Consider the following 22,781-nt stretch of genomic DNA (forward strand, 5'->3'; position numbering starts at 1 on the left):
TTTTCTGAAAAATTGTTCTTTAGTAAATTTACATAAATAAGTACTTTCAATATTTACATATAAAAAGTATTATATATTTTTATATATCTCATGACTATATATATTTAACAGTATTTTTTATTACATATTTTATTTAATTTATAGATTAAATTCTTGCATAGATATATTCCTACCATAGTATATCTCTCTCATTTCCCTCCATAATAAATTTATAATATAAGATTGTTCAGAACCTTCTAAATCATCTACATTAATATTAAATAAATAATTTTTTAAATTAAATTCTCTTAATAACATACGAGTATGAAAAATATTTTCTTGGTATACATTTACGTCAACCATGTCATACGTTGATTTAATATCATTAGACATAAAATTTTGAATAGAGCTTATTTTATGATCAATAAAATGTTTTATGCCATGAATATCTCTAGTGAATCCCCGAACTCGATATTCAATCGTAACAATATCAGATTCTAATTGATGTATAAGATAATTTAAAGCATTTAAAGGTGATATAATTCCACATGTTGAAACTTCAATATCGGCTCTAAAAGTACAAATTCCACTTTGAGGATGGCTTTCTGGATATGTATGTACACATATATGACTTTTATCTAAATGAGCGAGGACAGAAGATGATATAATATTTTTATTTAAAATATTAATTTTATCTAAATTTATAGGTTCTTCACATACTAAAATAGTAACACTTGCTCCTTGAGGTTCATAGTCTTGATGAAATATATTAAGAACATTAGCTCCAATGATAGAACAAGTTTTTTTTAAAATTTTAGTTAATCGAATAGCATTATATTGTTCATCAATATAAGAAATATAACTATTACGTGAATCATTAGTATTCGCATAGCAAATATCATAGATACAAAAACTTAGGCTTTTAGTTAAATTATTAAAGCCATATAATTTTAGTTTTTGCAATTTAATTACTCTCCTATAACAGGATTTTAACTTTCATTTAATGCATTAAGAATATATTGAGGTAAATAAAAACTGCTTATATGAATTTTAGAATTATAGTAATTAAAAGCTAGTTTTGTAGATTTTATACGTGATTGTAGATTTTTAAAATTGCTTTTTTTGCTTAATTCTATATTATTAGTACCCCATGCAAAAATCATAACTCCACCGTAATAAGTAGGGATAGTTGCATGATAAAATTTTGTATCACAGAAATATTTTTTTAATTTTTTATAAGTAGTAATAGTTTCATTTTTTTGAAGAAAAAAGACACCATTTTGTGCTACAAAAATACCATTTTCATGAAGGCAATTTTTACAGTTAAAATAAAACTCTGAACGAAATAAATTTTTTCCATAACTTATAGGATCTGTAGAATCTGAAATGATTAAATCAAATTTTTCTTTTGTTTGTTTGGTAAAATTTAAACCGTCATCAATAATTAATTTTAAACGATAATCTTGATAAGCATTTTGGCTATGATTTGGAAAATATTTTTTACATAAAGCAATGATATTAATATCAATTTCTACCATAGTAATACTTTTTATATGTTTATGTTTACATACTTCACGTAATATGCCTCCATCTCCTCCTCCTATTATTAAGACATTTTTGATTGAACCATGAGAAAATATAGGAATATGAGTTAACATTTCATGATATATAAATTCATCTTTTTCAGTTGTTTGAACAATATCATCTATCGCCATAACTTTGCCAAAAATAGAATTTTCAAAGATGATTACTTTATGATATTGAGTTTTTGTTTTGTATAATAATTTATCAATTAAAAAATATTGTCCAAGATGACAATAAAGTTTTTCATGCCATGTTTGTTGATCAGCCATGGTTGTATTTATGTACCTTATAAAAATATAACGTTATAGATTATTTAAGGAATAATAAAAAAATATAAGTATAGTACAAAATAGATTTTTTAGGTTTTTTAAAAGAAGGAAAATTAATTTTTTTAAATTGATTTAATATGATTAATAATCAATTTACAATATAAGTTCTAAAATATTATTACTTAAATATATTTTTTATTAGAGGTTATTAAAAATACTATGAGAACAAGAACATTTATTTAATTGATCCTATAAAATTAAGATTTCCTAAAATTATTTTTACAAATTCAGCAGATCGTGATGATGCGATAGAAAGATTTTTTTTAAAATTTATAGTAGCATTATCATCAGATGAATCAGATATAGATTTTACAATAACAAGAGGAATGTTAAATTGATGACAAACTTGAGCTATTGATGTTGATTCCATATCTACAGCTATTGCAGAAGGAAAATTATTTTTTATTTTTTCAATCAAAAAACTTCCTCTAATAAATGAGTCTCCACTAACAATAAGTCCTGTCATAAATTGTAATTTATTTGTAGTTTCTTGTGTTTTTAATAAACTTAATATTTTTCTATTAATTAAAAATTTTTTAGGGTATGTTGGTATCTGCCCTATAGCATATCCAAAATTTGTTAAGTCTACATCGTAATAAGATGTTTGTTCAGGAATAATAATATCTCCTATTTGCAACGATGCATTTAAGCTTCCAGCAGAACCGCTATTAATTATAATATCAGGATGAAATAAATTAATAAGAATTATAGTAGAAATACTAGCAGAAACTTTTCCTATTCCTGATGTTATTAAAAAAATAATATTTTTTTTAATGTATCCTATGTAAATAGTATAATTATTGTATTTTTTTTCTTTATATGTATGCATAATCTGTCGCAGCATTTTTACTTCTGTTTCTACTGCACCTATAATGCCAATTTTCATGTTTATATAACGCACTTTTATTTATGATAAAAATCAGATAATTATTTTAATATATCTCATGATTGTTTAAATACTAAATGATGAACCGCATCCACATGTATTTTTTGCATTAGGATTAGAAACTATAAATTTAGAACCTTCTAAGTTTTCTAAATAATCTATTTTACCGCCATATAAGTATTGTAAACTAATAGGATCAACAATTAATGCAACGCCTGATTTACTAATTATAATATCATCTTTATTTATTTTTTCATCAAAAATAAATTGATATTGAAAACCACTGCAGCCGCCACCATTTATATATATTCTTAATTTTAAATTATTATTTTTTTGTATTTTTATTAAATCTTTTATTTTTTGAGCTGCTTTATCGGTAAAATTAAGATAATTATTAGATTTTATTTCCATTTTTTTTTATATTCTCAAAATATTTCTGTAAATATAAATCTTTTATTGTAATTTTATCATAAATAAATATTTTATCTATTTTTTATTTTATGTGAAAAGTGTTTCCGTGCGCCGATAGATAATCTAGTCTTTATTGGCGCAGGTTATAAGAATAATTGATACTGTTAATCAGTATTTAATATATTTTTTTAATAATTAATCTGCTTTTTTACGCAGAAAAGATGGAATATCTAAATATTCTGGTGCTTGATTTTTCTTATTGTCTGAATCTAGTATCTCTTTTTTATTGATTTTTTTTTCAATTTTTGTTGGAGATATATTTAAATATTGATAACGATAATCCATTAATACTTCTCTAGAAGATTTATTTTTTATTTGATTAATATCTCCTCCTGATATTTTTTTTTCGATTCCAATACCTGTAGCAACAACTGTTACTCGAAGAGTATCATTCATATCAGGATCTAAAGAAGTTCCTATTACAACTGTAGCATTATCAGAAGAAAAAGATCTAATAGTATTTCCAACGGTTTCAAATTCATCTAATTTCAAATCAAAACCAGCAGTAATATTAACTAATACACCACGTGCACCAGATAAATCTATATCCTCTAATAGAGGGCTAGATATAGCTATTTCTGCAGCTTCTTCTGCTCGATTTTCTCCAGAAGCTATTCCAGTTCCCATCATAGCATATCCCATTTCTACCATTACAGTACGTACATCAGCAAAATCTACATTCATTAAACCAGGTCGTGTAATTAATTCAGCAATCCCTTGTACTGCTCCTTTTAAAACATTGTTAGCAGCACTAAAAGCATCAAGTAAAGATATTCCTCGATTAAGAACTTTTAATAATTTATCATTAGGAATCGTAATTAAGGAATCTACATATTTTGATAATTCAATAATACCTTGTTCAGCAATAATCATTCTTTTTTTACCTTCAAAATTAAAAGGTTTTGTGACTACTGCTACTGTTAAAATACCCAATTCTTTTGCGATTTCTGCTACTACAGGAGCAGCACCAGTTCCAGTTCCTCCTCCCATTCCAGCTGCTATAAAAACCATATCAGAACCATCTAATGCAGATTTTAATAATTCTTTATCTTCTTCAGCAGAAGTTCGTCCAACTTCTGGATTAGCTCCAGCTCCTAATCCTTTAGTGATATTATTGCCTATTTGTATAGTTTGTTCTACTTCAATCTTTCTTAAAGCTTGTGCATCAGTATTAATAGCAAAAAACTCAACACCTTCAATATGTTCTTTGATCATATGTTCTACTGCGTTACCACCACCACCTCCAACACCAATTACTTTTATTATTGCGTTATTACTTAATTCTGCCGGTTCAAACATGATTTATTTCCATTATGTATCTTTATATTATAAAGTTTGAAGTATAGTTTGTTTTTAAAATTCTTTTTTTAACCAATTATTAATTTTTTGAAACCATGTCTCAATGAAAGAAATTTCTTTTTTTTTCTTATCAACATTAATATAAAATTCTTTTCCATAATGCAATAAACCAACTACTGTTGAATAATTTGGTTCAGTGATATTTTCTATTAATCCTGAAATATTTAAAGGTTTGGCAATTCGAACCTTTTTTTGAAATACCTTCTCGGCACAGTCATTTAGAAATGCGATATTTGATCCTCCTCCTGTTAGTACTATACCACTCAATAATTCATATTTTTCTCCATTTTTATAAAGTGTGTTTTGTACATTTAAAATATTATTTCTTACTAAAGATAATAATTCAATATATCTAGATTCAATTACCTCAGTTAATGCATCTTGTTGTAAATTTTTTTGAAAATTTCCATTAATATTAGAGCAATCAATATTTTTTGATGCACCTAAAGGGGGTTTGATTGCAGAGCCATATTTAATTTTTATATTTTCTGCATCAGAATAAGAAATACTAAATGCATACGAAATATCGCTGGTTACAATATTACCTGCATATGGAATTACTTGGCTATATTGTATAGCGTCATTAATATAAATTGTAAAATCTATTGTTCCTCCTCCTATATCAATCATACATACACCAAGTTGACGCTCATCTTTAGTTAAAACGGCTTTACTAGAAGCTAGACCTGAAAAAATAACTTGATCAACTTTTATATCACATTTTTCTACAGCTTTAATGATATTTTTAGCCATGTTTTGATGACAAGTAATTAGATGAGCTTTTACTTGCATACGTACTCCTGATAAACCTATAGGATTTTTTATTCCAGATTGTTGATCAATTGAATATTCTTTTGGAATGACATGTAATATGTGATGTTCATTAAGAATTTTAACAGATTTTGCAGTATGTATGACATTTTCTAGATCTTCTTGTGTAACTTCATCTTCAGAAATAGGAACTATGCCTATTTCGTTTTGACAATTAATATATTTATTAGATAAAGATAAATATAAAGAGCTAATATGGCAATCTGCCATAGTTTCAGCTTTATTTATAGACTCTTTTATACATGTAACTACTGTGTCTAGATTATTAATACGACCTTTATTTATTCCTCTAGAAGAACAAGTTCCAAATCCAATGATTTTAATTGTATCATCTATCAATATTTCTCCTACCAAAGTTACAACTTTAGTAGTACCAATTTCTAATCCGACTACTAATTTTCTATCTTTTGATATAATCATTGTTCTTTGGCCTGTACTGTATTTCTTTAGTTATTGCTTTTTTTAATAAAATCTAATTTCTGATTATTGTATATTGATGTTTTAATAATAAAAATTTATAAGTAACATTTTTACTTGATCTTATAGATAATCTAATAAACAAAATCATATTAAATTAAATACTTATTCTTAAAATTGATAATACTAATGCATCAAATGATATTCCAAATTCTTTTGCTGACATTGGTAATAAACTGCGTTCAGTCATTCCAGGTATAGTATTGACTTCTAACAACCAAAAATTATTTTCTTTATCTAATATGACATCAATTCTTCCACATCCGCTGCATCCTATGATGTTCCATGCAGATAGCACTATTTTTTTTAGTTCTATTTCTTGTATTTTATTTAATCCACTTGGACAAAAATATTGAGTAGAAGAAGATTTGTATTTAGCATTATAATCATAGAAATAATTTTTTGTTAATATATGAATAGGAGGTAATATTTGATTATTAAGAATAGAAACTGTATATTCCCTTCCCTGTATAAATTTTTCAATTAAAATATTTTTATCATATTCAAATGCTAAATGCATAGCATGATCGATTTCTTCAACCGATGAAACTATAGTAATACCTATACTAGATCCTTGACTATTTGGTTTTACTACAACAGGAAAACCTAGTTTTAATATTTTTTTTATTTCAAAAGAATATGAAGATTTTTTATTTTTTTTTGTTATATAAACATTAGGTGCTGTTAAAAGACCAATAGATTTCCATAATAATTTAGTTCTAAATTTATCTATAGAGATAGATGATGCCATAATTCCACTACCTGTATAAGGAATTTTTAAATATTCAAGAACTCCTTGAATGCTACCATCTTCACCACCTTTACCATGTAGTGCAATATATGCTTTATCACACATTTCTTTTGTTAATTGCATAATGGAGTAAGTACATAAATCAATTGGATATGCTTGAAATCCAGATTTCAATAAACTTTTAAGAACTGCTTGTCCTGATTTTATTGATATTGCTCTTTCAGAAGAGTTTCCACCTAATAAAACTGCTATTTTTTTATTCATTTTATCACTTTATATTATTTTTTTTTAATCAATTTTTTATATATTATTTGATCTATATCTCCAGCTCCTTGTACTAAAATAATATCATTTCCATTTAATCTAGGAATAAGTATATCTAATATTAAGTTGTCATCAGAAATGAAAGTAGAATAAATATTTCCTTTTTTTTGTACATCTTGAGATAGTGAAAAACTATCTACTCCAGGAATAGATATTTCATGTGCAGAATATACGTTTAATATTAAAAGAGCATCCACTTGAGATAAAACATTAACAAACTCATGATATAAATTATGAGTTCTTGTATATCGATGGGGTTGAAATATCATGATTAAATTTTTATTTGGCCAACTGATTCTAATTGTTTTAATATTTTCATATAATTCTGTAGGATGATGTCCATAATCGTTAATTAACATAGTACTAATATTATCTTTAATATCATATAAACCTAGATATTCAAATCTTCTACAAGTGCCTTGAAAATTTTTTAATGACAAAATTATATCAGAATGCTTAATACCATGACTTATGGCGAGAGCAATAGCAGCTGCTGAATTTAATGCATTATGCTTACCAGGAATATTTAATGTAATATTTAATTCTATTTCATTTTTAATAATTAATGTAAAATATCCAATAAAAGAATCTTGTTTATAGCAAAAGATACGAATATCTGCATTTTTGTTAAATCCGTATGTTATCACTTTACATTTTATATCCGGTAAAATATCACAAATATTATGATCATCTATACATACTATAGCTATTCCATATAGCGGAATATTTTTTAAAAATCTTAAAAATGTTTGTTTTAATTTTTTAAAATTATTTTTGTAGTAATTCATATGATCAGGTTCAATATTAGTTACTATAGCTATAGTTGGATGTAAATATAGAAAAGAAGCATCACTTTCATCTGCTTCTACAATAAAATATTGCGAGGATCCAAGTTCTGCATAAGAGTTTATAGATTTTATCAAACCTCCATTAATAAAAGTAGGATTTAATCCGCTTTTTTGATATATATCTACAATCATTGACGTAGTAGTAGTTTTGCCATGTGTGCCAGAAATAGCTATTCCAAATTTAAATTTCATTAATATTTCAAGCATTTCAGCTCGTAATAATATAGGAATATTATTTTTTTTAGCAGCAATTAATTCTTTATTATTATCTTTAATAGCGCTAGACTTTATTATAAAATCTACATTTTTAATATTTTTTTCGGAATGTTGAAAATATATAATTGCTCCCAATTTAATCAATTTTTTTGTAAGTGAGCTTTTTATCAAGTCAGAACCACTAATTTTATATCCTAATTTTAATAAAATTAATGCAATTCCTACCATTCCCATACCACCAATACCAACTAAATAAATATTTTTATTTTTTTTTTTATTACGAATAAAAAAGTTTGTTTTTTTTATTTTTGCTAGATTCATAGTATTATCTTTTTAATTAAATATTTAATATTTGTTCAATTTTTTTTAAAATATGTACTTTTTTATTTTTTATTCACAATATTATGAATTATTTTAAAAATTTTAAATGTAGAATCGCGGATTCCTAGAGAATGAGCTTTTTCGGCCATAATTAAAAGTATTGTTCTATTTAAGGAATTAATAATATTTACTACTGATGTAGTATTAAAGTTTGATTGATCAATGATTTTTGCAGCACCAATTTTTTCTAAACTTTGTGCATTTCGATGTTGCTGTCTATCTTTATGTGGATAAGGTATAAAAATAGCGCCTAATCCTACTATAGAAATTTCACTTACGGTTAAAGCTCCAGAACGACAAATAATTATATCCGCCCATGCATATGCAGAGGCTATATTTTTTATAAAACAAGTAATTTTTTGTTGTTTTAATCCTAATTTCTCATATCTTTTTTTTGTTTCTTCTAGTCTAGAATCACCTACTTGATGCCAAATAATAATTTTTTCTTTTAATAAAAACAAGACGTTAGGTAGAACCTGATTTAGTATTTCAGCTCCTTGACTACCACCAATAATTAATACTCTTAAAGGTCCTTTTCTATTTTTAAAACGATTTTTAGGTGAATCAATATTAATAATACTTTCACATACTGGATTACCTACTACTTCTCCATTTTTTAAAACATTAGGAAAAGCCTGAAGATTTTTTGTGGATATTTTAGAAAGCCAACGATTAGTAATGCCTGCTATTTTATTTTGTTCATGTAAGATAAGTGGAATATTAGAATTCCAAGCAGCTATTCCTCCAGGTCCTGAGACATATCCCCCCATTCCTAATATAATATCTGGAGACCAATTTTTTATTATTTTCTTTACATCATAATAAGCACGTAATATATATATTGGTGAAAAAATTAAATTCTTTAAATTAGAATTTCTTAATCCTTTAATTTTTATAAAATGTATTTTAATACCATATTTAGGAACAATGTTAGATTCTATATGATTTTTAGTTCCTATCCAATTAATAGACCATCCTTGTTTTAACAAATAATTTGCTATAGCTAATCCTGGAAAAACATGACCACCACTTCCACCTGCCATAATTATTATTTTTTTAGCAATCATTTAGACCCTCTAGGAAATGCTTGTGATTCTTTTAATCTTGTTTCAAAATCTATTCTTAATAGAAAAAAAATAGCTATATAGTTCATAACTAAACTAGAACCACCATAACTAATTAATGGTAAAGTTAGTCCTTTAGTAGGTAAAATACCAGTAACAGCACCAATATTAATTAATGTTTGAAAACTAAACCAAATACCAATAGAGCATGCTAAAAATCCTGAAAAAATTTGTTTTTTTTCTAAGGATTTTTTACCAATATACATTGCACGAAAAGATATAAAAAAAATTATTAATAATATTATAAAAGAACCAATATAACCTAATTCTTCACCGATAATAGAAAAGATAAAATCACTATGTGCATCAGGTAAGTAATCTAGTTTTTGTATTGAATTACCTAATCCTTGACCAAAGAAGTCACCGCGTCCTAATGCCATTAAAGATTGCGTTAATTGATAGCCATTTCCAAATGGATCTTTCCAAGGATTCCAAAAAGATAATATTCTCTTCATTCTATAAGGTTCTAATAAAATGAGAAAAATTACTATTAGTGTGCTAATAAAGATTATTACTAAAAATTGTCCTATTTTTGCACCAGAAAGAAATAGAACAGATAAAGTTGTAAAGCATAATACGATCACAGTTCCTAAATCTGGTTCGGCTAGCAGTAAAATGGATTGTATTATAATAATACTCATAGGTTTAAAAAAACCCCAAAAATTATTCCGCACTTCATTAGTTTTTCGTGATAAATAGCTAGATATATAACAAAAAGAAGAAATTTTGCATATTTCAGAGGGTTGTATATGTAATAAACCTATTTTTATCCATCTATAGGAACCATGTATTGAATGACCAATAAATAATACTAAAATTAGTAATAAAATAGAAATAATTAGTATAATATTACTATTATGTTTCCAAAAAATAATTGGTGTACGCAAAAAAATAAAAGATAAAAAAAATATTAAAAAAAAATAAAATATTTCTCTTTTGATAAAAAAAAATGGATCTTGATACAAGCTTTGACCTACAGGAATTGATGAAGAAAAAACCATGATTAATCCAATAGAAGATAAACTCAGACTCAACCATAATAATATACGATCATATAATACAATATGATTCTGTACTGTACTATATTGTTCTTTAATATTTTTTTTTTCTAAGTTTGTCAAATTATATCCTTTATTAATTTTATAAATATATTACCTCGTTCTTCAAAACTAGAAAATTGATCTAAACTACTACAACCAGGAGACAAAAGTACTGTATCACCTGATACTGCTTTTTGTGATATTAGGATTATTGCTTGTTGTAAGGTTTGAATAGTAATAGATTTTTCTTTACATATCTTCGAAAGATACAAACGATCTTGTCCAAAACAATAGATTATTATTTTTAATTTATTGAAATAATCTTTTAATATATTAAAATTTGCAGATTTACTATCGCCTCCTAATAATAAGTGTATTGTACCTATAGATTGAATAGAATCTAAAGCAACTTTAGTACTATTGACATTTGTAGATTTAGAGTCATTGATCCAACATATTCCTTTTTTATTATGTATAATTGTGAATCGGTGAGGTAAAGTAGAAAATTTTTTAAGAGTTTCTATAATAGAATTTCTAGGAAATTCCATTGCATCAGAAATAACTAAAGACACTAACGCATTATCATAATTATGATGACCATGTAAAAATGTCTCTGACATATTAAGTATTTTTTGATTTTTATGATATATTATAGCTTGTTTTTTATCGTAATAAACATGATAATTGCTTTTTTTTGATTTTAAATCAATCCATTTTTTTGAATTATTATTCAGATTTTTGATTTTTTGATTAAAATTAATTATGCAAATATCTGCTTGATTATAAATAGATAATTTAATTTTTTTATATTGTTTAAATCCTTTTGGATATCTATTCATATGATCTTCACTAATATTAAGAACGACAGCTATTTTTGATTTTAAAGTGAATGTATTTTCTAGTTGAAAACTAGATAATTCTATTACGTATAAATCAGCTTTTTGATCAAGCATGTGTAAAACAGGAAAACCAATATTACCACCTAAATAAACTTTATAACCTGTGTTTTTTGCAATTTCAGTAACCATGGTAGCTACAGTGCTTTTCCCATTAGTTCCTGTGATAGAAATAATTGGAACCGCTACTTCTCTAGAAAATAATTCTATATCACTAACAATTTCAATTCCTAATAAACGAGCTTTAAGTAAAATAGGTTTAAAAGAAGAAATTCCTGGGCTAATGACTATTAAATCTGATTCTAAAATCCATTGAGGATCTAAAATACCAAGTTTATATTTAACTATCTTAGGTATTTTATGTAAATATATAGGACAAGTAGATTCATCAATAATTTTTGGTACGATCCCTTTTTTTAAAAAAAAATTAATACATGATATACCTGTTAATCCCATACCTAAAATTAATATTTTTTTTGTAGAATAATTATATAACATTAATGTACCTGTAAAGAAATAAGGCTAATTAAGAGTAATAGAAGTGCAATAATCCAGAATCGTACGATAATCAAAGGTTCTGGCAATCCTTTTATTTCATAATGGTGATGAATTGGTGACATTTTAAAAATTCTTTTTTTTCTAATTTTAAATGATATCACTTGTAAAATAACTGACATTGTTTCAAAAACAAAAATACCTCCCATTATAATTAATAATATTTCCTGATGTAAAAGTATTGCTATTACTCCTAAAGATCCTCCTAATGACAATGATCCAACATCCCCCATAAATATCTGAGCTGGATAGCTGTTAAACCATAAAAAACCTAATCCGGAGCCAATAATTGATGAACATAATATTACTAATTCACTTGAATATTTTATATAAGAAATATTTAAAGAACTTGAAATATTGATATTACTACTCAAGAAAGATATCAACAAAAAACCACATGTTAAAAAAATTACAGGCATAATAGCTAAACCATCTAATCCATCTGTTAGATTAACTGCATTACTAGTTCCTACAATAACTAAATAAGATAAGAATATATACATGTAATTTATTTCAACAATTTTATTAGTATAAAAAGGAACTATTAATTGAGAATGAAATATATCTTGACTATTATTTTTTATGATTACAATCATACCTAATGCAAAAATAGATAATAAAAAATATTTCCATACTAAAGTTAATCCTTGAGAATTTTTATTTTTTATTTTTTTATAATCATCTATAAAGCCAATCACACCATATCCAATTAAAATACTAATAACGTACCAAACATAAATATTAGATAGATCACAATATATTATAGTTGAAATTATAATAGACATTAGGATAAATAATCCACCCATAGTAGGTGTTTTATTTTTACAATAATGTGTTTTTGGTCCATTTTTACGTATTATTTGATATTTTTGTAATTTTTTCATATAATATATGAAATATGATCCACAATATAAATTAATACAAAAAGCAGTTAATAAACTAAATATTGCACGACATGGAAGATATATAATAAAGTTTAAATACAAATTCAAGTATTTATCAAACCACATTAACATTTTTTTTATTCTCTTTTATAAGATAATCTATTATTTTTTCCATTTTTGTATTACGAGAACCTTTTACTAATATTGAAATATTATCTTTTTCTAAAATAATGTTCATTAAATGAAAATTTAGTTTTTTTTTATTAGAAAAATGTTGTCCATTATGAAAAATTTGACTAATTTCACTACTCATACTACCAATACTAAAAATTTCGTGAATGTTAGATAAATTAGAAATATTACCTATCATCTTATGATATAAGAGGCTTTTTTCTCCTAATTCAGACATGTCTCCAACAACTAATATTTTATAACCCGGCATTTTTTCTAATACTTTTATTGCTGCAATCATAGATGAAACATTTGCATTATAAGTATCATTAATTAAAATTTTATGAGTTTTTAATTGAATAAGTTCTAATCGTCCTGGTAAAATAGGAGTATTGAATAATCCATTTTTTATATTTTTTAAGGGTATATGAAGAGAAAATGCAAGAGCACTAGCTGCTAACGCATTAGATACATTTTGATATCCAAGAACAGGCAGTGAAATATTTATTTTTCCACATGGTGTATGCATCGTAAAAGATGTACCATATATATGAATATTAATATTAGTAGAAAAAAAATTGCTATATTTTTTTTTTTTATAGAAAAGTATAAAATATTTTTCTCACGTATATTTTTTTTCCATTGTGAAAGATGATGACTATCTAAATTAATGATTACTGTACCATTAGATTTAATACCAGAAAATATTTCTGATTTTGCTTTAGAGACTCCTAGTAATGATTTAAATCCTGTTAAATGAGCATAGTGAATATTATTAATAAGGATAACTTCTGGTTGACTTATATTACTAGTATAACTGATTTCACCTGGTTGACTTGCTCCTAATTCGATAACACCATATTTATGTTTTTTTGTTAACTGTAATAATGTTAGAGATACTCCAATATTATTATTAAAATTTTTAATAGTAGCTATTGTATTTCCTTTTTCTCTTAGTATTGATGCTGTCATTTCTTTTACTGAAGTTTTTCCACAAGAACCAGTAATAGCTAATATTTTAGGATTAGTTATTTTACGAACATAAGATGCAATTTGACCTAAAGCAATAGAAGTATTTTGAACAACAATATAAGAAATATTATGATCACGTATATCTTTTTCGCTTATAATTGCTGAACAACCGTTTTTAATAGCATCTTTTATAAATATATGACCATCAAATTTATGTCCTATTAAAGCAATAAAAAGACAACCTGGAATAATTTTTTTAGTATCAATAACAATTGTATCTATAAAAAAATTTATTCCATATAATTTTCCATTAGTAATAGAAGCAAGTGTTTTTAAGGATAAAGAAATCATATCTTTTTTTCCAATAAATGTAAGACTATTTTTTTATCTGAAAATTTAATTATTTTATTTCCAATAATTTGTTGTTCTTCATGACCTTTTCCAGCTATAAAAATTATATGATCGTATTTTGATTGAAAAAAAGCATAAGATATTGCATCTTTTCTATTTTTTATGATCAATATTTTTTTCTTTTTTTTACAGCCTTTTAAAATATCATTAATAATATTAATTTCTTTTTCATTTCTTGGATTATCATTAGTAATAATAACTTTATCTGCTATTTTTTCTGCAATAGATCCCATCATTGAACGTTTTCTTCTATCTCTTTCACCACCACAGCCAAATATACACCATATATACTTCTGATAGTGTAACTTAATTTCTTTTAGTGTTTGGTTTAATGCATCAGGAGTATGAGCATAATCAATAATAAATATAGGTTTATTAGGAGTAGTAAAAATTTGCATACGACCATCTATCGGTATTATATGAGAAGATGTACCTATTAAATCAGATAAATTATAATTTAATTCTAGAAGACAAGCGAATGATAATAAAAGATTTATAACATTAAATCTTCCAATTAAACAAGATAATAGCGTTCCTTTACCCCAACTAGATTCAAATTTGATATGAATATAATTATTATAAAATTTAATATCAGTAGCATTTATCCATTTTGTAGAATATTGTTTTTGTGTTGAATCTTGAATAGTAATTGCTATTGTATAGCAATTAAATAATTTTTTGAGCCATTTTTTACCATATTCATCATCAGCATTTAAGATAATTTTTTTCACTTTATGTGTACTAAATAATAACCATTTTGCTTCTTCATATTTTCTCATATTTCCATGATAATCTAAGTGATCTTGTGTTAAATTAGTAAATATTCCAATATAAAAAGGAACAGCTTTAACGCGATTTTGTATTAAACCATGTGAAGAAACTTCCATAGTAACGACTTGAATTTGTTTTTCCAACACTTCATTTAAAAATGATTGAATAAAAATAGGTCCAGAAGTTGTATTTTGTGTTTTACATAAAGAATTATAAAAACCATTTCCCAAAGTTCCCATTGTAGCAGTGTTATCACCTAAAATTTTAGTCCATTGATTAATTAATTGCGTTACAGTAGTTTTTCCATTAGTACCAGTAATTCCTACTATTTTGAGTTTTTTTCCTGGTTCTTGATAAAAACGACTAGCTAATATTGAAAGATTATTAGATAGCTGAAAAAAATATATTAAAAGAATATTGTTAATATATTTAAATGTTCCATGAATTTCTATTTCATCAGTTTCATATAAAATAGCTGCTACTTTTTTATTAATAGCTTCACTAATAAAGTGACGTCCATCTTGTTTTTTTCCTGGAATAGCTATAAATACATCTCCTTCAGTTAATGTTCTACTATCAATGGTTAAATTTAAAAATTTTTTACTGGGTAGATTTTTAATCCATGGCAATAATAAAAATTTTAAGCAATTATTATTCATTTAGTACCTTTCAGTTCAATACAGATTAAAATCTTTATTTTAATATATTATCTGGTTGTATATTCATTTCCTTTAATATTAATTTCATTATAGTACCAAAAACTGGAGCAGAAACTGCGCCGCCATAATATTTTTTTCCTTGAGGATTATCAATTATAATAATTAATGAGAATTTTGGATTACTAGCTGGAGCAATCCCGGCCGTATAAGCTATATATTTTTTAATATAATATCCGTGACTACCGACTTTTTTTGTAGTTCCTGTTTTAATTGCAATACGATATCCTTTAACTGCTGCTTGTGTACCACCTCCTCCAGGTTTAGCAACGCTTTCCATCATATTAATTACCTTTTTTACATATCTTTGAGGAAATACTCTTATTCCCTGTACTGGAGTATCTACTTTTATAATGGAAAGAGGGTGATAGATTCCATAGTTTCCAATAATGGTATATAATCGAGCAAGTTGAAGAGGGGTAATCATTAATCCGTATCCAAATGAGAAAGTAGCTTTTTCTAAATTAGACCAGTGTTTTTTTTTAGGAAGCAATCCATTTTTTTCTCCAATCAATCCTAATTTTGTTGGTTGTCCTAATCCAAATTTAATATAACTGTTAACTAACTTTGAAATTGGCATAGACAATGCAATTTTTGATACTCCTACATTACTTGATTTTTGCAATATTCCAGTTATGCTTAATTCATCATGATATGAAACATCCTTTATTTTGTGTTGTATAATGCAATAAGGATGAGTATTAATAATAGAATTTTGATTAATAATACCGAGTTTCAACGCTTCCATAATTACTATTGGTTTTACTGTTGAACCAGGTTCAAACATATCTGTGATTGCTCTATTTCGAACATTTTTTTGAATAAGATAGTGTGTATTGTTAGGATTATATGCAGGACTATTCGCCATTGCTAGCACTTCGCCAGTTTTAACATCAATTAAAATTGCAGTTCCTGCATCAGCTTTATTTTTCTGTACTGCTTGATCTAATTGATTATATACAATATCTTGTAGTCTTTTATCAATGCTTAATGTTAAACTATTAGACATAGATCTATTTATTAAAGGTATATTTTCAATAATATGTCCATTTTTATCTTTTCTTATTTTTCTTTTACCAGGCTTACCTGTTAAAAGAGAATTAAAACTTTTTTCTATCCCTTCAATTCCAACTCCATCTATATTAGTGACTCCTACCAGTTGAGAAGTAACTTTTCCAGAAGGATAGTATCTTTTTGAGTTTTCTATCAAAAAAATTCCAGGTAAGTGCAATTTTTCAATATATTGTCCAATTTCAGGAGTAATTTTACGTGTTAAATAAATAAATTTTGATTTTTTATGAGAATTTATATGAAAAATTATTTTTTTTAAAGGTATAGAAATAGCTTCTGATAAAGCCTGCCATCGCGGATCATGTTTAATATTTTTTATGTCAGTAATTATTGTAGGATCAGCACAAACTGCATTAACTAGTACAGTAACTGCTAGAGGATATCCTAATCGATCATTAATAATTCCTCTTGTACTGAGCAAAGACTGTATTCTTAAAGTTCTACGATCTCCTTCATGTATCAGTTTATCAGGATTAATAATTTGTAAAAAAAATATTCGTAATGCTAAAATAAATAAAGATAATAGAATAAAACTACATAATACAAAAAAACGCCAATTTATATAAATAATTTTTTTATTTTTAAAAAACCTGCTCGTTTTGATTTTGTACATTTTTTTAGATAATATCCATCGATGTAAATTTACTGTATCAAATAAAAATTTTTAATAATAGATTATTATTTTATTTATTTAATAAATAGAAAATATTTTTTTTAACTGTGGAATGAATAGATAAAGCATTTTTTTCAATAATTAAATTTCTCCATTCATCATTTTTTTTTTTTTTTCGCGAACAAGATATTCTTCTTTAGCAATTAATAAACGGGTTTCATAAACTATAATTACAATAGAACTAGCAGATAGTATAATAATTATTAATAAAATTAGATGAATTTTTCCATATAAAAGAAAATCTTTTTTAATTATATTAGGTAAATCATAACGTTTGATTTTCATGTTTATCCTTGTAATTCTGCTATACGTAGTATAGAACTTCGAGATCTAGGATTTTTTTTTATTTCATACGTACTAGGTAATATGCGATTAATAATTTTTAATTTACATATTTTTAAAGTATTTAATTGTTTTTCTGTAATAGCCATGCCATATGGAACAACTGCTTTTGTACTGTTTTTTATCATAAATGTTTTAACTATTCTATCTTCTAAAGAATGAAAACTAATAATTGATAGTCGTCCTCCTGGTGTTAATATTTTTAATGTATCTTCTAAAGCTTTTTTAATTTCTTCGAGTTCTTGATTAAGATAGATTCGAATTGCTTGAAAAGTTCTTCTTGCTGGATGTTTAAATTTATTTCTTATTGGTATAGCATTTTTAACAATATTGGCAAGTTCTAAAGTACTAGTAATCTTTTTATTTTGATTGTTATTTTTAATTGCAAAAGCTATTTTTTTTGAAAAACGTTCTTCTCCAAAATTTTTTAAAACAAAAGCAATTTCATTAATATTACTTTTAAAAAGCCAATCTGCAGCAGAAATTCCAGCAGTAGGATTCATACGCATATCTAAAGGGCCATCATTTTTAAATGAAAATCCTCTTTTATAGTTATCAATCTGTAATGAGGACACTCCTAAATCAAATATCACACCATTTACCTTTCCTATTATTTTTTTATTTTTTGCATAATCAAACAATTTCGAAAAATTTTCATGAATAATATGAAAACGTGAATCTTTAATTTTATCACCTATCATTACTGCAATAGGATCTCTATCTAGAGAATATAGTTTTCCATCTTTTCCTAATCGTTTTAAAATTTCCTTTGAATGTCCACCAAAACCAAATGTACTATCAATATAAATACCACTTTTTTTTATTTTTAAAGAATTAATTAATTCTTTTTTCATCACTGGAATATGTTTGAGTTTATGATTCATAATAGAATATATGATATATAGAATAAGAAGATAAGATGCATGGTCATTTTGATTAAAAATGGCCATGTTTTTGAATGTATTTTATAAAAAATTTATAGTAAAAATACTTTTAGTAAATATATTGATATATTTTCTATAAGTATTTTATATTTTTATATAAAAACTTTTTAACTATTAAAAGTTTTTTATCCACGAGAAATACCAACGATTCCAGAACGAGTAACTTCAATAATTTCTGACATATTACGTATTATTTTTAAAAAAGAATCTAATTTTTTTGTGGTGCCAGATAGTTGAAGTATATATGTTGTAGACGTAATATCTACAATTTGCCCTCGGAATACTTCTGTAATATGTTTGATGTCATCTTTTTTATAATTGTTAATTTGAACTTTTAATAACATAATTTCACGTTCTATATGAGAAGATTGAGCAATTTGTACTACTCTTAATACATCTATTAATTTATGTAGTTGTTTTTCAATTTGTTCGATCGATTTTTCATTTCCTACAGTTTGTATAGTCATTTTTGACAAAGTAGGATCTTCAGTTGGTGCTACTGTAATAGTTTCTATATTGTATCCTCTTTGTGAAAAGAGTCCTATTACTCGCGATAATGCACCTGATTCATTTTCTAATAAAATGGACAAAATTCTTCGCATATTTTAGGAAACCTCTTTTTTCCTTAACCACATTTCATTCATGCCACCACCTTGAATTTGCATAGGATAAACGTGCTCAGAATCATCTATATTAATATCTACAAACACTAAGTTACCATTAGATAACTTATTTAATGCTAGTGTTAATTTTTCTTCTAGTTCTATAGGATGGCTGATTTTAATACCGATATGTCCATAAGATTCTGATAATTTTACAAAATTTGGAAGTGAATCCATATAAGAATGAGAGTGTCGTCCAGAATAAATCATATCTTGCCATTGTTTAACCATACCTAAGGAAGAATTATTAAGATTTAATATTAGTATTGCTAAATTATATTGTCTTGCTGTAGACAGTTCTTGAATATTCATTTGAATACTACCATCTCCAGTAATACAAATAACAGTCTCTTTAGGTAAAGCTAACTTAACACCTAGAGCTGCAGGTAAACCAAATCCCATTGTTCCTAATCCACCTGAATTAATCCAATGTCTAGGTTTATTGAATTTATAGTATAATGCAGTAAACATTTGATGTTGACCAACATCTGAAGTGATATAAGATGTGCCTTTTGTCAATTTAAAAAGTGTTTCAATTACTGTTTGAGGTTTAATTTTTTTACTTTTTTGATTGTATTTTAGACTTTTAACTTTTTTCCATTCTGTAATATTATTCCACCAATTTTCCAAGGATGGAATGTTTTTTTCTTTTTTGAGTAATTCTATCATTTCTTGTAAAACATATTTCGCATCTCCAACAATTGGTATATCAGCTGAAACAGTTTTAGAAATGGAAGTGGGATCTATATCAATATGTAAAATTACAGCATTGGGGCAATATTTATTTAAGTTATTTGTAGTTCGATCATCAAATCGAACGCCAATAGCAAAAATTACGTCAGCATGATGCATTGTCATATTAGCTTCATAAGTACCATGCATTCCTAGCATAGAAATATTTTGAAGATGATTTCCAGGAAATGCACCTAATCCCATTAAAGAAGTCGTTACAGGACAATTTATTTTTTCAGCAAATATACGTAATTCTTCACTACTTTCGGAGCTAATAATTCCGCCTCCGGCATAGATGACTGGTTTTTTGGCTTTTAATAATGTATTAAGAGCTTTTTTAATTTGTCCTTTATGTCCTTTAGTTGTCGGATTATATGAACGTATATGAACTTTTTCTGGCCATTTATAAGAACATTGATTTTCTTTTTTTAAAATATCTTTTGGTAAATCAATTACTACAGGTCCTGGACGTCCGCTTGATGCCAACCAAAAGGCTTTTTTAAAAATAACTGGTATATCTTCAGTTTTTTTAACTAAAAAACTATGTTTCACTATTGGACGAGAAATCCCAATCATATCACATTCTTGAAAAGCGTCATAACCAATCAAAGAAGAGGCAACTTGACCAGATATTACAACCATAGGAATAGAATCCATGTATGCTGTGGCAATACCGGTAATAGCATTCGTAGCACCAGGACCAGAAGTTACTAAAACTACTCCTGTTTTTCCTGTAGAACGAGCATACCCATCAGCCATATGAGTTGCCGCTTGTTCATGTCTTACTAAAATATGTTCAATTCTACCAATAGTTTTTAGAGCATCATAGATATCTAATACAGCACCTCCAGGATATCCGAATATATGCTGTATTCCTTGATTTATTAATGATTTAACAACCATTTCGGCTCCTGATAATATTTCCATTTTTCCCTCCAGGAAGCTAGTTTAGTATTTTTATTTTTCTAGTTTTTCTATGTTTTATGTATTGTGCATTTTATCTTAATAAAGCTAATATTATTTCGTACAATATTTTTAAAAATATTTTTTAAATATATTACATACTAGTGGCATACTAAATAAAATGATTAATTATAATATTTATTATCGCAAATATATTAGATATTATCAAATATAACCTATTAAATACAATTTATATTGTTTAAAATTTAAAGACTTATCAATAAAAATCTATTCTTATATTTAATGAACTAAAAAATTTTGAAATTTAGGAGAAGTCCATGTTGAAAAAACATTTTTTTCTTTAGTAATGAGACATACAGCTAATTCTTCTTTCAAAGCCAATTTTTTAGCTTTTTTAAAGCCTAATATTAACAATCCGGTATCCCAACTATCTGCTTCTAAAGCTGTTAAAGAAATTACACTAACTGATACTAAATTATGAGTAATCGGTCTACCAGTATTAGCGTTAATTAAATGTGAAATACGATGTTTTTTAAGATAGTAATAATTACGATAAGTACCTGCAGTGCTAATTGCATTGTTTTTTAGATATATAAGTAGATGTATTGATTTTTTTTGATCTATTGGTTTTTGAATAGCAATAATTTTAGGTTTTTCTTCATATTTTTTTAATTTGACTAAGACTGTTCCTCCAACAGAGATAGTATAATTGTTAATTCCATTTTTTTTAAGTGTATATGATAGATGATCTACAGCAAAACCTTCTCCAAAAGTAGAAAGATTAATTTCTATATCATCAATATCTTTAGTTAGATAAAATCCGAAAAAATTTTTAATAAGTTTTAAGTGTTGAGTGCCTGATAGAGAAAGATTTTTTTTTATTGTTTTTGAGGAAGGAAAACTAGTCGGTTTTTTTTTAATACCAAATCCCCATATATTAATTAATCGACTAATAGTAATATCTAATTTTCCATTAGTTTTTTTGTTAATTTTCATTGCTGATGAAATAATATGATAAAAATTTTTATTAATAATTTGAAGTTGATTTTTTTTCAGTTTATTAAATTTAGATACTAGAGAATTTTTTTCCCAAGAAGATAGCATTTTTTCATCTTCGTATAAACATTTTTCTATTAAAGTTTTTATATATATTTTATTTTTTAAATTAGGAATCTTAACTTGCCAATATGTTCCCATAGTTTTACCTGTAAATATTGTAACATTTTCTTTTTTATCTAAATATTGATGATGAAAGTTATTTAGTATTAATATTGAACAAATAAAAATATTCAAAATAATTTTAGAATACATAATTAATATAACTCCCTTGATTGATAAATAAAAATTTGAATAATAAAATAAAAATGTTTTAAATATATTTTTTTTAAGATTTATTTTTATACTTCATTGATAATATAAAATTTACATGTATAACAAGACGATGGAGTTAAAAGACG

The 22,781-nt window shown here is 25.5% G+C and carries 21 protein-coding genes; all 21 read right to left on the reverse strand.

Annotation, left to right across the window (positions count from 1 at the left end):
* Positions 1–138: 138 nt before the first annotated feature.
* Positions 139–948: an adenosylmethionine decarboxylase gene (gene speD, locus D9V67_RS01065; protein WP_187308338.1), complete on the reverse strand. Its 810-nt coding sequence runs from the start codon at positions 946–948 to the stop codon at positions 139–141.
* 20 nt (positions 949–968) lie between these two features.
* Complete coding sequence (gene speE, locus D9V67_RS01070; RefSeq protein WP_158359256.1) at positions 969–1,832, reverse strand: polyamine aminopropyltransferase; 864 nt, start codon at positions 1,830–1,832, stop codon at positions 969–971.
* Positions 1,833–2,067: 235 nt separating this feature from the next.
* Positions 2,068–2,778, reverse strand: coding sequence for a 5'-methylthioadenosine/adenosylhomocysteine nucleosidase (locus tag D9V67_RS01075; protein ID WP_158359258.1), 711 nt, complete (start codon positions 2,776–2,778; stop codon positions 2,068–2,070).
* 66 nt (positions 2,779–2,844) lie between these two features.
* Positions 2,845–3,189: an iron-sulfur cluster insertion protein ErpA gene (gene erpA, locus D9V67_RS01080; protein WP_158359260.1), complete on the reverse strand. Its 345-nt coding sequence runs from the start codon at positions 3,187–3,189 to the stop codon at positions 2,845–2,847.
* Positions 3,190–3,384: 195 nt separating this feature from the next.
* Complete coding sequence (gene ftsZ / locus D9V67_RS01085; protein ID WP_158359262.1) at positions 3,385–4,548, reverse strand: cell division protein FtsZ; 1,164 nt, start codon at positions 4,546–4,548, stop codon at positions 3,385–3,387.
* A gap of 54 nt (positions 4,549–4,602) precedes the next feature.
* A complete protein-coding gene (gene ftsA / locus D9V67_RS01090) occupies positions 4,603–5,859 on the reverse strand; it encodes a cell division protein FtsA (RefSeq protein WP_158359265.1) in 1,257 nt (418 codons plus the stop codon).
* Positions 5,860–6,013: 154 nt separating this feature from the next.
* Positions 6,014–6,931, reverse strand: coding sequence for a D-alanine--D-alanine ligase (locus D9V67_RS01095; RefSeq protein ID WP_158359267.1), 918 nt, complete (start codon positions 6,929–6,931; stop codon positions 6,014–6,016).
* Positions 6,932–6,945: 14 nt separating this feature from the next.
* Entirely contained in the window at positions 6,946–8,376 is a 1,431-nt protein-coding gene (gene murC / locus D9V67_RS01100) for a UDP-N-acetylmuramate--L-alanine ligase (protein WP_158359269.1), read from the reverse strand.
* A 62-nt stretch (positions 8,377–8,438) separates the two neighbouring features.
* Positions 8,439–9,503, reverse strand: a complete 1,065-nt coding sequence (gene murG / locus D9V67_RS01105) for an undecaprenyldiphospho-muramoylpentapeptide beta-N-acetylglucosaminyltransferase (protein ID WP_158359272.1) — start codon at positions 9,501–9,503, stop codon at positions 8,439–8,441.
* On the reverse strand, positions 9,500–10,681 hold the full coding sequence (gene ftsW, locus D9V67_RS01110; RefSeq protein ID WP_158359274.1) for a cell division protein FtsW: 1,182 nt from the start codon (positions 10,679–10,681) through the stop codon (positions 9,500–9,502). The genes murG and ftsW overlap by 4 nt, the downstream gene beginning before the upstream one ends.
* Positions 10,678–11,994 carry a UDP-N-acetylmuramoyl-L-alanine--D-glutamate ligase gene (gene murD, locus D9V67_RS01115; protein WP_158359276.1) on the reverse strand — a complete coding sequence of 439 codons (1,317 nt, stop codon included), beginning with the start codon at positions 11,992–11,994 and terminating at the stop codon, positions 10,678–10,680. Before murD ends, ftsW begins: the two co-directional genes overlap by 4 nt.
* The gene (gene mraY, locus D9V67_RS01120; protein WP_158359278.1) at positions 11,994–13,067 is read right to left on the reverse strand and encodes a phospho-N-acetylmuramoyl-pentapeptide-transferase; all 1,074 of its coding nucleotides are present in this window, start codon (positions 13,065–13,067) and stop codon (positions 11,994–11,996) included. Before mraY ends, murD begins: the two co-directional genes overlap by 1 nt.
* Positions 13,051–13,635 carry a glutamate ligase domain-containing protein gene (locus D9V67_RS03215; protein ID WP_410051817.1) on the reverse strand — a complete coding sequence of 195 codons (585 nt, stop codon included), beginning with the start codon at positions 13,633–13,635 and terminating at the stop codon, positions 13,051–13,053. The genes mraY and D9V67_RS03215 overlap by 17 nt, the downstream gene beginning before the upstream one ends.
* The gene (gene murF, locus D9V67_RS03220; protein ID WP_261979694.1) at positions 13,611–14,429 is read right to left on the reverse strand and encodes a UDP-N-acetylmuramoyl-tripeptide--D-alanyl-D-alanine ligase; all 819 of its coding nucleotides are present in this window, start codon (positions 14,427–14,429) and stop codon (positions 13,611–13,613) included. The genes D9V67_RS03215 and murF overlap by 25 nt, the downstream gene beginning before the upstream one ends.
* Complete coding sequence (murE, locus tag D9V67_RS01130; RefSeq protein ID WP_158359280.1) at positions 14,426–15,919, reverse strand: UDP-N-acetylmuramoyl-L-alanyl-D-glutamate--2,6-diaminopimelate ligase; 1,494 nt, start codon at positions 15,917–15,919, stop codon at positions 14,426–14,428. Before murE ends, murF begins: the two co-directional genes overlap by 4 nt.
* Before the next feature lie 34 nt (positions 15,920–15,953).
* A complete protein-coding gene (gene ftsI / locus D9V67_RS01135; protein WP_158359282.1) occupies positions 15,954–17,660 on the reverse strand; it encodes a peptidoglycan glycosyltransferase FtsI in 1,707 nt (568 codons plus the stop codon).
* A 141-nt stretch (positions 17,661–17,801) separates the two neighbouring features.
* Positions 17,802–18,005, reverse strand: coding sequence for a cell division protein FtsL (locus D9V67_RS01140; RefSeq protein ID WP_261979695.1), 204 nt, complete (start codon positions 18,003–18,005; stop codon positions 17,802–17,804).
* 2 nt (positions 18,006–18,007) lie between these two features.
* Entirely contained in the window at positions 18,008–18,946 is a 939-nt protein-coding gene (gene rsmH, locus D9V67_RS01145) for a 16S rRNA (cytosine(1402)-N(4))-methyltransferase RsmH (protein WP_158359284.1), read from the reverse strand.
* A 185-nt stretch (positions 18,947–19,131) separates the two neighbouring features.
* Positions 19,132–19,608, reverse strand: coding sequence for an acetolactate synthase small subunit (gene ilvN / locus D9V67_RS01150; RefSeq protein WP_158359286.1), 477 nt, complete (start codon positions 19,606–19,608; stop codon positions 19,132–19,134).
* 3 nt (positions 19,609–19,611) lie between these two features.
* Entirely contained in the window at positions 19,612–21,327 is a 1,716-nt protein-coding gene (gene ilvI, locus D9V67_RS01155; protein WP_158359288.1) for an acetolactate synthase 3 large subunit, read from the reverse strand.
* Between the two features lie 276 nt (positions 21,328–21,603).
* Complete coding sequence (locus D9V67_RS01160) at positions 21,604–22,635, reverse strand: FAD:protein FMN transferase (RefSeq protein ID WP_158359290.1); 1,032 nt, start codon at positions 22,633–22,635, stop codon at positions 21,604–21,606.
* Between the last annotated feature and the right edge of the window lie 146 nt (positions 22,636–22,781).

The sequence above is a fragment of the Buchnera aphidicola (Brachycaudus cardui) genome (assembly GCF_005081945.1).
Taxonomy (GTDB): Bacteria; Pseudomonadota; Gammaproteobacteria; order Enterobacterales; family Enterobacteriaceae; genus Buchnera; species Buchnera aphidicola_AN.

Excerpts from the sequence above, each read along its gene's own strand:
- speE (WP_158359256.1), bottom strand. The coding sequence starts at position 1,832 with ATGGCTGATCAACAAACATGGCATGAAAAACTTTATTGTCATCTTGGA.
- D9V67_RS01075 (WP_158359258.1), bottom strand. The coding sequence starts at position 2,778 with ATGAAAATTGGCATTATAGGTGCAGTAGAAACAGAAGTAAAAATGCTG.
- erpA (WP_158359260.1), bottom strand. The coding sequence starts at position 3,189 with ATGGAAATAAAATCTAATAATTATCTTAATTTTACCGATAAAGCAGCT.
- ftsZ (WP_158359262.1), bottom strand. The coding sequence starts at position 4,548 with ATGTTTGAACCGGCAGAATTAAGTAATAACGCAATAATAAAAGTAATT.
- ftsA (WP_158359265.1), bottom strand. The coding sequence starts at position 5,859 with ATGATTATATCAAAAGATAGAAAATTAGTAGTCGGATTAGAAATTGGT.
- D9V67_RS01095 (WP_158359267.1), bottom strand. The coding sequence starts at position 6,931 with ATGAATAAAAAAATAGCAGTTTTATTAGGTGGAAACTCTTCTGAAAGA.
- murC (WP_158359269.1), bottom strand. The coding sequence starts at position 8,376 with ATGAATCTAGCAAAAATAAAAAAAACAAACTTTTTTATTCGTAATAAA.
- murG (WP_158359272.1), bottom strand. The coding sequence starts at position 9,503 with ATGATTGCTAAAAAAATAATAATTATGGCAGGTGGAAGTGGTGGTCAT.
- murD (WP_158359276.1), bottom strand. The coding sequence starts at position 11,994 with ATGTTATATAATTATTCTACAAAAAAAATATTAATTTTAGGTATGGGA.
- mraY (WP_158359278.1), bottom strand. The coding sequence starts at position 13,067 with ATGTTAATGTGGTTTGATAAATACTTGAATTTGTATTTAAACTTTATT.
- D9V67_RS03215 (WP_410051817.1), bottom strand. The coding sequence starts at position 13,635 with ATGCATACACCATGTGGAAAAATAAATATTTCACTGCCTGTTCTTGGA.
- murF (WP_261979694.1), bottom strand. The coding sequence starts at position 14,429 with ATGATTTCTTTATCCTTAAAAACACTTGCTTCTATTACTAATGGAAAA.
- murE (WP_158359280.1), bottom strand. The coding sequence starts at position 15,919 with ATGAATAATAATTGCTTAAAATTTTTATTATTGCCATGGATTAAAAAT.
- ftsI (WP_158359282.1), bottom strand. The coding sequence starts at position 17,660 with ATGTACAAAATCAAAACGAGCAGGTTTTTTAAAAATAAAAAAATTATT.
- D9V67_RS01140 (WP_261979695.1), bottom strand. The coding sequence starts at position 18,005 with ATGAAAATCAAACGTTATGATTTACCTAATATAATTAAAAAAGATTTT.
- rsmH (WP_158359284.1), bottom strand. The coding sequence starts at position 18,946 with ATGAATCATAAACTCAAACATATTCCAGTGATGAAAAAAGAATTAATT.
- ilvN (WP_158359286.1), bottom strand. The coding sequence starts at position 19,608 with ATGCGAAGAATTTTGTCCATTTTATTAGAAAATGAATCAGGTGCATTA.
- ilvI (WP_158359288.1), bottom strand. The coding sequence starts at position 21,327 with ATGGAAATATTATCAGGAGCCGAAATGGTTGTTAAATCATTAATAAAT.
- D9V67_RS01160 (WP_158359290.1), bottom strand. The coding sequence starts at position 22,635 with ATGTATTCTAAAATTATTTTGAATATTTTTATTTGTTCAATATTAATA.